Origin of the sequence: Streptomyces sp. NPDC093111, from assembly GCF_040683955.1 — a bacterium.
GTDB lineage: Bacteria > Actinomycetota > Actinomycetes > Streptomycetales > Streptomycetaceae > Streptomyces.
Genome location: NZ_JBFBNW010000004.1, coordinates 18,207 through 29,088, shown reverse-complemented (window position 1 = coordinate 29,088; position 10,882 = coordinate 18,207). Strand labels below are relative to the sequence as shown.

Genomic DNA, 10,882 nt, shown 5'->3' with positions numbered 1-10,882 from the left:
CCGATTTCGCGTGCCTGATTCCCGGGCGTCAAGGTTCGATCTTCTCCGGAGATCGCTACGACGTGATGTCGTAGATGGGGTGTTTTGGGATGGCTGGGGGTCCGGGTTACCAAGGATGAGCAAGCCCGGCGCAGACCGCTGTCGCGTCGGGTCCCGTTCTGTCCGGAGGTTCTCCCCCGTATGTCGAAGCGCGTCATGAAGCCCAGCATCCGTCTCGCCGCCGTCGCCACCCTCGCCACCGCCGGCCTGGGAGCGTCGCTGGTGGCCGGAGCCGGGTCCGCCTTCGCCGCCGAGGGCACGGCCGCCGTCGCGTCCACCGCGACCGCCACGTCCGCCGCGATCGCGAACCAGGCCGCCGTCCAGGCCAAGGCCGCCACCCAGGTCAAGGCCGCGCAGGTGAAGGCCGCCGCCGCCAAGGCGCAGGTCAACACCGTGGCCGCCAAGAAGGCCGTCTCCTGGGTCAAGCCCGTCAGCGCCTACACCCTGAGCGCCAGCTTCAACCAGGGCGGCGCCATGTGGGCCCACAAGCACTCCGGCCAGGACTTCGCCGTCCCGGTCGGCACCCCGGTCAAGGCCGCCGCGGCCGGCACCGTCGTGAAGGCCGGCCCCAACGGTGGCGGCGACGGCCCGGCGTACGGCAACGCGATCGTCCTGAAGCACGCCAACGGCACGTACTCGCAGTACGCCCACCTGTCGAAGATCAAGGTGAACATCGGCCAGCAGGTCGCCGCCGGTCAGCAGATCGCCCTCTCGGGCAACACCGGCAACTCCTCCGGCCCCCACCTGCACTTCGAGATCCGCACCACCCCGAACTACGGCTCCGCCGTGAACCCGGCCGCCTTCCTGCGGTCCCACGGCGTCTCCATCTGACGCTGAGGTGAGAGCGGTCAGGCCCCCTGGTGGGTCTGACCGATGAGATCGAGGGCGACCTCGAGGACGGCTTCGTGCTTCTCCTCGGAGTCGCCCTCGATGTTTTCCATGAAGAAGGTCCCGGCGTGCATCGTGAAGATCGCGCTGACCGAGCGGACCTTGTCGGTCATGGAGAACTCCGGCTCCTGGATGAGGCCGACCATCGCGATCATGCGCTCCTTGAAGGTGAGGCCGATGCTCAGCTCGCGCACGGTGGCCTGGTTCTCCTGCATGAAGCGGAAGAGGGGGGCCGCGGCGAGCAGCGCCACCTGGTAGCGGCGCAGGATCTCCCGCTTGGTCTCCAGGGTGCGGGGCTGCTCGTTCCCCCAGGCGATCAGCTCGTCCATGGGACGGGTGAGGTCCTCGAAGATGCTGATCAGGATGTCTTCCTTGGTCTTGAAGTGGTAGTACAGCGCGGCCTTGGTGACGTCGAGGCGTTCCGCGATCTCCCGCAGCGAGGTCTTCTCGTATCCCTGCTCGGCGAAGAGTTCGAGGGCCACGTCCTGGATGCGCTGGCGGGTGTTTCCTCGGGCCTGGGCCATGGTCTCTCGCTTCCACATGAACTTACTTGACGACCGGCTAGTTGGGGGTCTACCTTCCCCAGTGTAGTAACTAGCCGGGCGGCAAGTAAGGAAACGGGGAACGCGACATGGCGACGAAACAGACTGGTCAGGAAGCAGCGGTGGACGAGGTCAAGCAACCTCGCAGTGTCCGCGTCGTCCTGCTCGCCCTCATGATCGCGATGTTGCTCGCGATGCTGGACAACATGATCGTCGGCACCGCGATGCCGACCATCGTCGGTGAGCTCGGCGGCCTGGAGCACCTCTCCTGGGTCGTCACCGCCTACACCCTGGCCACCGCCGCCTCGACCCCGATCTGGGGCAAGCTGGGCGACATGTTCGGGCGCAAGGGCGTCTTCCTCACCTCGATCGTCATCTTCCTGATCGGCTCCGCGCTCAGCGGCATGGCGCAGGACATGGGCCAGCTCATCGGCTTCCGCGCCGTCCAGGGCCTGGGCGCCGGCGGTCTGATGGTCGGCGTGATGGCGATCATCGGCGACCTGATCCCGCCCCGCGAGCGCGGCAAGTACCAGGGCATGATGGCCGGCGTGATGGCCCTCGCCATGATCGGCGGACCGCTGGTCGGCGGCTCCATCACCGACCACTGGGGCTGGCGCTGGTCCTTCTACATCAACCTGCCGCTCGGCGTCGTGGCCCTCGCGATGATCACCACCGTGCTGCACCTGCCGAAGAAGCAGCGCGACAGCGGCACCCGGATCGACTTCCTCGGCGCGGGCCTGCTGACCCTCGGCATCACCGCGATCGTGCTGGTCACCACCTGGGGCGGCACGGAGTACGCCTGGGGCTCGGCCACCATCGTCGGCCTCGCGGTCGGCGGCGTCCTGGCCCTCGCGGCCTTCCTCTTCGTCGAGACCCGCGCGAGCGACCCGATCATGCCGCTGCACATCTTCCGCAGCCGCAACTTCACCCTGATGTCCCTGATCGGCTTCATCACCGGCTTCGTCATGTTCGGCGCGGTGCTCTTCCTGCCGCTGTTCCAGCAGTCCGTCCAGGGCGCCTCGGCCACCAACTCGGGCCTGCTGCTCCTGCCGATGCTGCTGTCGATGATGGTCGTCTCGCTGGTCGTCGGCCGGGTCACCACCAACAGCGGCAAGTACAAGATCTTCCCGATCGTCGGCGGCGCGCTGATGGTCACCGGCCTCTACCTGCTCTCGACGATGGACACCGACACCACCCGGTTCGTCTCCGGCGTGTACATGGCCCTCCTCGGCGCCGGCATGGGCTTCCTGATGCAGATCACGATGCTCGTCGCGCAGAACAGCGTCGAGATGAAGGACATGGGCGTCGCGTCCTCCTCGACCACCCTGTTCCGTACCCTCGGCTCCTCCTTCGGCGTCGCCATCATGGGCGCCCTGTTCACCAACAAGGTCCAGGACGAGATGGCCGCCAGCGGCGGCGGCGCGGCGACCGCGCACTCGGCGCAGCTCGACGCGGCGAGCCTGGCGCGGCTGCCGGAGGCGGTGCGCGAGGCGTACCAGCACGCGGTGGCGTCCGGCACCCACTCCGCCTTCCTGGTCGGCGCGACCGTCGCCGTCCTCGGCTTCGCCCTCGCCTTCTTCGTCAAGGAGGTCGCCCTGCGCGGCACCGGCCCGGCCAAGCCGGAGAACGCCGAGACCGCCGAGTCGGCCGGGGCGGCCAAGGCCGCCGGGGTCTCCGAGACCGTCTGACCCGCTCGCCCCACGGCCCCCGTCGTCCCGCACCCGCGGACGGCGGGGGCCGTTGTCGTGGGCTCGGCGCAGGTGGCGCAGGTGGCGCAACGGGCCCGGCGCAAGCCACTCGGCGCAGGTGGCGCAACGGGCCCGGTGCAAGCCCCGGCCCGGCCCGGCCCCGCGCCCGCTCCTAGTCCGGCAGCCGCAGGATCGGGAAGCTGCCCGTGGCCGTCGGGGCGTGTTCCGGGAGCCACAGCACCGCGATCGCGCCGCCGGCGCCCTCCGGGGTGCCCTCGGGGGCCGCGTTGCGGAAGGTCAGCCGGGCGCCGAGGACCCGGGCCTGGCCGGCCGCGATGGTGAGGCCCAGGCCGTGGCCCTGGCCCGCGCGGTCGCTGCTGCCCGTACGGAAGCGGCTCGGGCCGTCCTGGAGCAGGGCCTCCGGGAAGCCGGGGCCGTGGTCCCTGACCCGGACCACGCGGCCCTCGACGGTGACCTCGACCGGGCCCTTGCCGTGCTTGGCCGCGTTGGCGAGGAGGTTGCCCAGGATGCGTTCCAGGCGGCGCGGATCGGTGCTCACCCAGGACTCGTGGACGACCCGTACGACCGCCTCCGGGTCGAGCACCCGCACCCGCCGCTCCACGAACTCGCCGAGCGCGACCTCCTGGAGTTCGGCCCGCTCGGACGCGCTGTCGAGCCGGGCCACCTCCAGCACGTCCTCGACCAGCGTCCGCATGGCCTGCGCCCGGTCCCGCACGAGCTCGCTGGGCCGTCCGGGCGGCAGCAGCTCGGCGGCCGTGAGCAGCCCGGTGACGGGGGTGCGCAGCTCGTGCGCGATGTCCGCGGTGACCCGCCGCTCGGCCTCGATCCGCTCGTTCAGGGCGTCGGTGAGGGCGTCGACGGCCCGGGCCAGTTCGTCGGTCTCGTCCCGTACGACACCGCCGATGGCGTCCCGCACCCGCACGTCGGTGTTGCCCTGGGCGACCCGGCCGGCCGCCGCCGCGGCCTTGCGCAGCCGCCGGGAGAGCTGGCCGCCGATGAGGACGCCGAGCGCGCAGCCGCCGAAGACCACCGACACCGAGCCGATGATCAGGGCCCGGTCCAGGTCCTTCATGATCGTGGCGCTGCGGTCGGCGAAGGGGACGTGCAGCGAGAGGACGTCGCCGTTGGCGAGCGGCACGGCCGCCCACACGTCGGGCGGGCCCTCGTGGTGTTCCTGGACGTAGGTGCCGCGCCGCTTGTCGCGCATCAGCTGGTCGAGCTGCGGCGGCAGCGCCGGGTCGTTGATCTTGGTGCCGAAGCGCGGTTCCTTCGGCTTGGACGTCTCGTACACCCGCTGGGCGAACAGCAGCCGCCACATCTGGACGTCGCGCGCGTTGTCGAGCATGGAGACGCGGGCCGCGTTGTGGACGACGAGGCTGAGGGTGACCGCGATGAGCGCACCGACCGCCGCGATGGCGACGGCGATCTTCCAGCGGACCCCCGTACGGAGGGCGAGCCCCTTCACCACCTGCTGACCTGCTTCATCCTGTTCCTCGACGACCCTGCCGGGTCAGCCCTTGAGCTTGTAGCCGAAACCGCGGACCGTCTCGATCCGGTCCTGGCCGATCTTCGTGCGCAGCCGCTGCACATGGACGTCCACCACGCGGGTGTCGCCGCCCCAGCCGTAGTCCCAGACGCGCTCCAGGAGCTTGTCGCGGGAGAGCACGGTGCCGGGCGCCGTGGAGAACTCCAGGAGCAGCCGCATCTCGGTCGGGGTGAGCGCGACCGGCACCCCGGCCCTGCGCACCTCCATGCCCTCGGTGTCGACCTCCAGGTCGCCGAAGGCGAGCAGCCCGCCCTCGGCGGCCTCCTCGCGCCCGCCGTCCCCGGCGCCCGGGCCGCCCGCGTGGCCGAAGCGGCGCAGCACGGCCCGGATCCGGGCCATCAGCACGGAGCCGTCGAAGGGCTTGGTCACGTAGTCGTCGGCCCCGGCCTCCAGGCCGAGGACCACGTCGATGGAGTCGGCCCGCGCCGACAGCATGATGACCGGCACCGTCGACTCGTCCCGGATCCGCCGGCACAGGCTGACGCCGTCCATCCCCGGCAGCATGACGTCCAGGAGCGCGATGTCGGGGCGGTTCGCCCGGAAGGCCTCCAGACCCGACAGTCCGTCGGGCATGGCGGTCACCGTGAAGCCGTCCCGCTCCAGCGCGAGCTGGGTGGCCTCACGGATGACGTCGTCGTCCTCGACGAACAGGACATGGGTCTCGGCCATGGTGCGCCTCGCCGCCCCTCAGTTCGCGCCGGGCTCGCTGGGCGCGGGCACCGTACCGTCGATACCGCCGTCGCCGACGGCCTTGCTGTAGTCGTTGTGCACCCAGTCGTGCTGGCTGAACTTGTTTCCCGACCAGCGGTACGTGATGACGTCCTCGCCCGAGGGATACGCCACCGGGTCGCCCTTCGCGTACACCTGCTTGGTGACGATCAGGTCGCCGCGGTCGATCGTGCCGTAGACGGCTGCGTCCTCGGCCATGAAGACGTTCGTGTACCGGTTGTTCTCCTCGCGGTACACGTACGTGCCGATGCCGACGGCGTCACCGCAGGTCATCACGTTGACGACGACGTCGGGTCCGGTCGAGTTCGTCAGGTTCCCGTACGAGGTGTCCACCGGGTACGCGTTCGCGGTGCACGGCTTCAGGTCCGCCTTCAGCCGCTCGCCGATCTTCGGGTCGGACTTCAGCAGCGCGATCGGGTCCACCCGCTCGGTGGTCGGCACGGCGCTCTCCACGGAGGCGGCGGGCGGCGAGGTCGTCGGGGCCGTCGAGGCGACCTCGTCGGACCGGGCCGCGCCCTCGTCGCGCGAGCCCGTCCCGCCGGTCGAGCAGCCGGCGGCGAGCACGCCGATGGCGGCGAGCCCGGCCACCGCCGTGAAGCCCGCCGCCCGATCTCTGGCACCTAGGCCGCGCACCGCTCCTGCTCCCGTTCGCCTCGTCCGGTCGTCGTCCGCTCCAGCACCCCCGCGGCGAGGGCGCGGGTGTCGCCCTCGGCGGCCCGGCTCTCCAGTTCCTGCCGCAGCCGGGCCAGCGCGCGGTGGAGCGTGCTCTTCACCGTACCGGTCGACATGCCGAGCGCGGCCGCGGTCTCCTCGGTGCTCATCTGCTCCCAGTGGCGCAGCACGACCACGCTGCGCTGCTTGGGCGCGAGCAACTTCAGGATGTCCATGAGCAGGGCCCGGTCGGCGTGCTGCTCGGTGGCGTCCTCGACGCGGGCGTCGGGCAGCTGCTCGGTGGGCACTTCCTCCAGCTTGCGGGCGCGCCACCACTCGGTCCGGGTGTTGATCATGACCCGTCGGAGGTAGGCGTCGGCCAGCGACTTGTCCGCGATGCCGTCCCAGCGGCCGAACGTCCGGACCAGCGCGGTCTGGAGGAGGTCCTGGGCGTCCACCGGATCGGGCACGAGACGACGTGCGCTGCGCAGCAGCGCGTCCTGTCGCGTGCGTACGTACTCCTCGAAATCGAGCACCTCGCCGTGCGCCATGCCGAACCGCCTCCGATCCCCGTGACCAGCCCTGTCTGCTTACGTCGAAGACGCTACGGAGCGCGTGTCACGGGGTTGTGCGTGGCAGCCGTCGGCGGACGCACGGCTGCCCATCGGTTGTGTAACAGCGGCGGTACGAGGATCCGGTACGAGGTTTAGGACGCCTGAAGGGGCGTACGGGGCGCGAGGGGTACGGGCCGCCCGCCGGCCCCGGGGCACGGCCCGGCCCCGAGGTGCGGGGCCGGGCCCGGGCCGGAAAGGGGCCGGACGGGGGCGGACGGGGCCAGACGGGGGCGGCGGCGGGGCCGTCAGGTGAGGGGCAGCCGGTAGCGGCCGTCGTCCAGGGGCTCGACCAGGCCGTCGGCGACCAGGCCGTCCAGGGCGCGGGCCCGCTGCACCGGCTCGTCCCAGACCGCGTCCAGCGCGGCCTGTTCCACCGGGTCAGCGGCCTCCCGCAGGACGGCGAGCAGCTTGCCCCGGACCTGCCGGTCGGTGCCCGCGTACGTCTGGCCGCGCCGCGGCGGACCGGTGTGGGCGGGCTTGCCGGACAGCAGCCAGGAACAGCGGTCGGCCAGCGGGCAGCGCCCGCAGTCCTCGTTCTTCGCGGTGCAGACGAGCGCGCCCAGCTCCATGGAGGCCGCCGCCCAGCGGGCCGCCGTCGCCTCGTCCTCGGGCAGCAGGGCACGGGCCAGCCGGCGCTCGGCGGCGGTGGTGGCGTTCGGCGGGTACTGCACGCCGGTCGCCGCCCGCGCGAAGACCCGGCGCACGTTGGTGTCGAGGACCGCGTGCCGCTGCCCGTACGCGAACGAGGCCACCGCGGCGGCCGTGTACTCCCCGATCCCGGGGAGCGCGAGCAGCTGCCCGTGGTCGGTCGGCACGTCACCGCCGTGCCGCTCCGTTATGGCCACGGCCGCCGCGTGCAGCCGCAGCGCGCGCCGCGGGTAGCCGAGCCGGCCCCAGGCGCGGACGGCCTCGCCGGGCGCGTCCGCGGCCAGGTCGGCGGGGCGCGGCCAGCGCGCCAGCCAGTGCTCGTAGACGGGCAGCACCCGCACCACGGGCGTCTGCTGGAGCATGAACTCGCTGACCATCACCCCCCACGCCCCGGCCTCGGGGCGGCGCCAGGGCAGGTCGCGGGCGTGCCGGTCGAACCAGGCGAGGACGGGCCCGTGCAGCTCGGCGGGGGCTGCGGGGGCGACGGCGGGGGTCTCGGGGGAACCGGGGAGAGTCGAAGTCATGGCACCCCCGATCCTGGCACGTCCGCCGGACGATCAGTACGCGCCGTGGCGCACGCCCCCGGGGCGTGCGGAGGCGTGTGCGGGGAGCCCGCGCCCCACACACCACACGACTGCGCCGTTGCGGCTGGAGCGGGCCGCCTGGACGACGGAGCCGACGGGCCGCTTCGCGGCCTTCACGACGACGAACGCGACCACCGCGCCGACCAGCAGGCCGACCGTCACGTCGTGCGGGTAGTGGACCCCGACGAACACCCGCGAGAAGGCCATCAGCAGCGCCATCGGCGCGGTCAGCCAGACGATGCCGCGCCAGGACAGGGCGAGCGCCACGGCCGCGGCGCCCGCGATGGCCGAGTGGTTGGAGGGGAAGGACCAGTCGCCGTGCGGCGGGCAGGCGACCAGCGAGGCGGGCGCCCCGGCGACCGCCCGGCACGGACGCTCCTCGTCCACCAGCGACTTCAGGCCCTCGCTCACCACATAGCCGAAGGCCGTCGCGAGCGGCGCGAGCAGCGCCAGCGCCATCGCCCCGTCCGATCCCCGGCGGGCCCGCCACCAGCCGGCCGCGAACAGCACCCCGAAGAGCAGCAGCCCGAGTTCCGTCCACACCTCCGCCAGTTGCTGGAACCAGTGCGGGGTGGCGTGGGCGAAGTCCGCGATGTCGAGATACAGGCCGTCGGAGAGGGCAGGGAGGTTGTCCATGGTCGTCGACGTTAACCGGCATCCGGAGCGCTCTGCTCCACACGAAGGGCCAGGACCGCCCTCGACGAAAGTAGGGGGTGCGCGGGGGCCCGAGGGGAACGGACGGCGCGGCCCGGGGGTTCCCCTCGGGCCGGGATGTGACACGGATGTGATCAGGGACGCGATCCGGGACGGATCCGGGATGTGATCATCGGCAAAACTTGGTGCCCGGGGCGGCGGGTGGGGCGGGAGTCGGCCGTGATCTCTCGTAAGGTTCGTGGCGTGGGATCTCTGCGCAATCCGGTCGGGCCGCTTCCCTCCTCCATCTACTGGCGTCGGAGGGCCGTGGCGCTGTGCCTGGTTGCCCTCCTCGCGCTGATCGCCCTATGGGCCGTCACCTCCGGTGGCGGGCAAGGGAAGAAGCCGAGCGACTCCGCCAACGGCTCTTCTCCCGCGCCCTCGATCACCCCCGGGCCCTCCGGCACCGGTCCGGCGATCAGCCAACGGCCGGGCGGGCGCGACGAGTCGGACGGCGGCGCCGGCACCGCGGGCGGTGACGGCACGGGCGGCGACGCGGGTACGGACCCGGGCACGGGCGCGGACGCGGGGGCCGCGACCGGCGGCAAGAACGGCGACACCGACGGGGCCGGCGGCGACGGCGGCGCGGGCACCGGCGCGGGACAGCAGGTTCCGGCCGGTTCGCCGCTGCCGAACTGCGCCCCGGGAGCACTCCAGTTGACGCTGCGCAGCGCCGAGGTCAGCTACGGGCCCGGCGAGAAGCCCCGCTTCCACCTGGTCGTCAAGAACACCTCGGCGGCGGCCTGCAAGGCCGATCTCGGTCCGGCGAACGCGGTGTTGACGATCAGTGACACCAAGAGCGCCGAGATCTGGTCCTCGAAGGACTGCCCGCGCCCGGCCGGTCCGCTGCTCCTGAAGGTCCCCGCGCGGACCACGATCACGCACACCGTGGAGTGGGACCGCAAGCAGAGCGCCCCGCGCTGCGCGACCGCCCCGGCGGGCCAGGTCGGCCCGGGCACCTACCTGGTGGAGGCCGCGATGCCGGGCGTGAAGGTGCTGCCGGCGTCGTTCACGCTGGCCAAGGACTGACCGGCGTCGTTCACGCCGGCCAAGGACTGAGCGGTACGGAGCCCGGCGGGACCGCCAGGGCCTGTCCGGCCCTAGACGTACCTAGACGTACCGCTCCAGGATCGAGGACTCCGCGAGCCGGGACAGTCCCTCGCGGACGCTGCGGGCGCGGGCCTCGCCGACGCCGTCCACGGTCTGGAGGTCGTCCACGCTCGCCGCGAGCAGCTTCTGCAGTCCGCCGAAGTGCTCGACGAGCCGCTCGATGATCGCGCCCGGCAGCCGCGGCACCTTGGCGAGCAGCCGGTAGCCGCGCGGCGAGACCGCCGAGTCCAGCGTCTCGGGGGAGCCGGTGTAGCCGAGGGCCCGCGCCACTATGGGCAGTTCGAGGAGCTCGGGGTGGGTCAGCGCGTCCAGCTCGGTCAGCGCCTCGGCGACCGTGCGCGAACGCTTGGCCGTGGGCTCGGGCACGTAGTCGCGGACGACCAGCTCGCGCTCCGGCTCGACGCCCGCGATCAGCTCGTCGAGCTGGAGGGAGAGCAGCCGGCCGTCGGTGCCGAGCTCGACCACGTACTCGGCGATCTCGGTGGCGATCCGGCGGACCATCTCCAGACGCTGGGCGACGGCGGTGACGTCCCGGACGGTCACCAGGTCCTCGATCTCCAGCGCGGAGAGCGTGCCGGCCACCTCGTCGAGGCGCAGCTTGTACCGCTCCAGGGTGGCGAGCGCCTGGTTCGCGCGGGACAGGATCGCCGACGACTCCTCCAGGACGCGCCGCTCGCCGTTGACGTACAGGGCGATCAGGCGCATCGACTGGGAGACCGAGACCACCGGGAAGCCGCACTGCTTGGAGACCCGGTCCGCGGTGCGGTGCCGGGTGCCGGTCTCCTCGGTGTGGATGGACGCGTCGGGCACCAGCTGCACGCCGGCCCGCAGGATCTTGGAGATGTCCTTGTCGAGGACGATCGCCCCGTCCAGCTTGCACAGCTCGCGCAGCCGGGTGGCCGTGAAGTCGACGTCGATGACGAATCCGCCGGTGCACATCGACTCGACGGTCTTGTCCATGCCGAGGACGATCAGGCCGCCGGTGTTGCCGCGCAGGATGCGTTCGAGACCGTCGCGGAGCGCGGTGCCGGGGGCGACGGCGCTGAGCGACGCACGCATCAGTGCCTCGTTGTCCTTGGCTGCCACTGCACTCCTCCGGCTCGTACGGATGGGCGAGACCAGGGCAAAG

11 protein-coding genes are annotated in these 10,882 nt (G+C 72.1%); 3 read left to right on the top strand and 8 right to left on the bottom strand.

Going from position 1 to position 10,882, the window contains the following annotated elements; all coding sequences use genetic code 11:
- Positions 1–180 precede the first annotated feature (180 nt).
- On the top strand, positions 181–870 hold the full coding sequence (locus AB0Q96_RS07220; RefSeq protein WP_365322557.1) for a M23 family metallopeptidase: 690 nt from the start codon (positions 181–183) through the stop codon (positions 868–870).
- Positions 871–887: 17 nt separating this feature from the next.
- Here AB0Q96_RS07220 and AB0Q96_RS07215 read toward each other — a convergent pair whose 3' ends face one another.
- Positions 888–1,469: a helix-turn-helix domain-containing protein gene (locus AB0Q96_RS07215; protein ID WP_365322555.1), complete on the bottom strand. Its 582-nt coding sequence runs from the start codon at positions 1,467–1,469 to the stop codon at positions 888–890.
- 89 nt (positions 1,470–1,558) lie between these two features.
- Between AB0Q96_RS07215 and AB0Q96_RS07210 the strand changes: the two genes are divergently transcribed.
- On the top strand, positions 1,559–3,157 hold the full coding sequence (locus AB0Q96_RS07210) for an MDR family MFS transporter (RefSeq protein WP_365322553.1): 1,599 nt from the start codon (positions 1,559–1,561) through the stop codon (positions 3,155–3,157).
- A gap of 172 nt (positions 3,158–3,329) precedes the next feature.
- Here the strand turns inward: AB0Q96_RS07210 and cseC are convergent, their stop codons facing one another.
- The 6 genes from cseC to AB0Q96_RS07180 form a co-directional block, all read right to left on the bottom strand.
- A complete protein-coding gene (cseC, locus tag AB0Q96_RS07205; RefSeq protein WP_365323281.1) occupies positions 3,330–4,643 on the bottom strand; it encodes a two-component system sensor histidine kinase CseC in 1,314 nt (437 codons plus the stop codon).
- Between the two features lie 45 nt (positions 4,644–4,688).
- A complete protein-coding gene (cseB, locus tag AB0Q96_RS07200; RefSeq protein WP_365322551.1) occupies positions 4,689–5,393 on the bottom strand; it encodes a two-component system response regulator CseB in 705 nt (234 codons plus the stop codon).
- Between the two features lie 18 nt (positions 5,394–5,411).
- On the bottom strand, positions 5,412–6,086 hold the full coding sequence (locus AB0Q96_RS07195) for a hypothetical protein (protein WP_365322549.1): 675 nt from the start codon (positions 6,084–6,086) through the stop codon (positions 5,412–5,414).
- Positions 6,074–6,655 (bottom strand): SigE family RNA polymerase sigma factor, encoded by a 582-nt coding sequence (locus tag AB0Q96_RS07190; protein ID WP_365322547.1) that lies wholly within the window; start codon positions 6,653–6,655, stop codon positions 6,074–6,076. Before AB0Q96_RS07190 ends, AB0Q96_RS07195 begins: the two co-directional genes overlap by 13 nt.
- 308 nt (positions 6,656–6,963) lie before the next feature.
- A complete protein-coding gene (locus tag AB0Q96_RS07185; protein WP_365322545.1) occupies positions 6,964–7,890 on the bottom strand; it encodes an A/G-specific adenine glycosylase in 927 nt (308 codons plus the stop codon).
- A gap of 33 nt (positions 7,891–7,923) precedes the next feature.
- A complete protein-coding gene (locus AB0Q96_RS07180) occupies positions 7,924–8,586 on the bottom strand; it encodes a phosphatase PAP2 family protein (protein WP_365322543.1) in 663 nt (220 codons plus the stop codon).
- Positions 8,587–8,847: 261 nt separating this feature from the next.
- Here AB0Q96_RS07180 and AB0Q96_RS07175 point away from each other — a divergent pair, with 261 nt between their 5' ends.
- Positions 8,848–9,672: a hypothetical protein gene (locus tag AB0Q96_RS07175; RefSeq protein ID WP_365322541.1), complete on the top strand. Its 825-nt coding sequence runs from the start codon at positions 8,848–8,850 to the stop codon at positions 9,670–9,672.
- Between the two features lie 81 nt (positions 9,673–9,753).
- Here AB0Q96_RS07175 and disA read toward each other — a convergent pair whose 3' ends face one another.
- Positions 9,754–10,812, bottom strand: a complete 1,059-nt coding sequence (gene disA / locus AB0Q96_RS07170; RefSeq protein WP_365323279.1) for a DNA integrity scanning diadenylate cyclase DisA — start codon at positions 10,810–10,812, stop codon at positions 9,754–9,756.
- Positions 10,813–10,882: the final 70 nt, after the last annotated feature.

Excerpts from the sequence above, each read along its gene's own strand:
- AB0Q96_RS07180 (WP_365322543.1), bottom strand. The coding sequence starts at position 8,586 with ATGGACAACCTCCCTGCCCTCTCCGACGGCCTGTATCTCGACATCGCG.
- cseB (WP_365322551.1), bottom strand. The coding sequence starts at position 5,393 with ATGGCCGAGACCCATGTCCTGTTCGTCGAGGACGACGACGTCATCCGT.
- AB0Q96_RS07215 (WP_365322555.1), bottom strand. The coding sequence starts at position 1,469 with ATGTGGAAGCGAGAGACCATGGCCCAGGCCCGAGGAAACACCCGCCAG.
- AB0Q96_RS07210 (WP_365322553.1), top strand. The coding sequence starts at position 1,559 with ATGGCGACGAAACAGACTGGTCAGGAAGCAGCGGTGGACGAGGTCAAG.
- disA (WP_365323279.1), bottom strand. The coding sequence starts at position 10,812 with ATGCGTGCGTCGCTCAGCGCCGTCGCCCCCGGCACCGCGCTCCGCGAC.
- AB0Q96_RS07185 (WP_365322545.1), bottom strand. The coding sequence starts at position 7,890 with ATGACTTCGACTCTCCCCGGTTCCCCCGAGACCCCCGCCGTCGCCCCC.
- AB0Q96_RS07220 (WP_365322557.1), top strand. The coding sequence starts at position 181 with ATGTCGAAGCGCGTCATGAAGCCCAGCATCCGTCTCGCCGCCGTCGCC.
- AB0Q96_RS07190 (WP_365322547.1), bottom strand. The coding sequence starts at position 6,655 with ATGGCGCACGGCGAGGTGCTCGATTTCGAGGAGTACGTACGCACGCGA.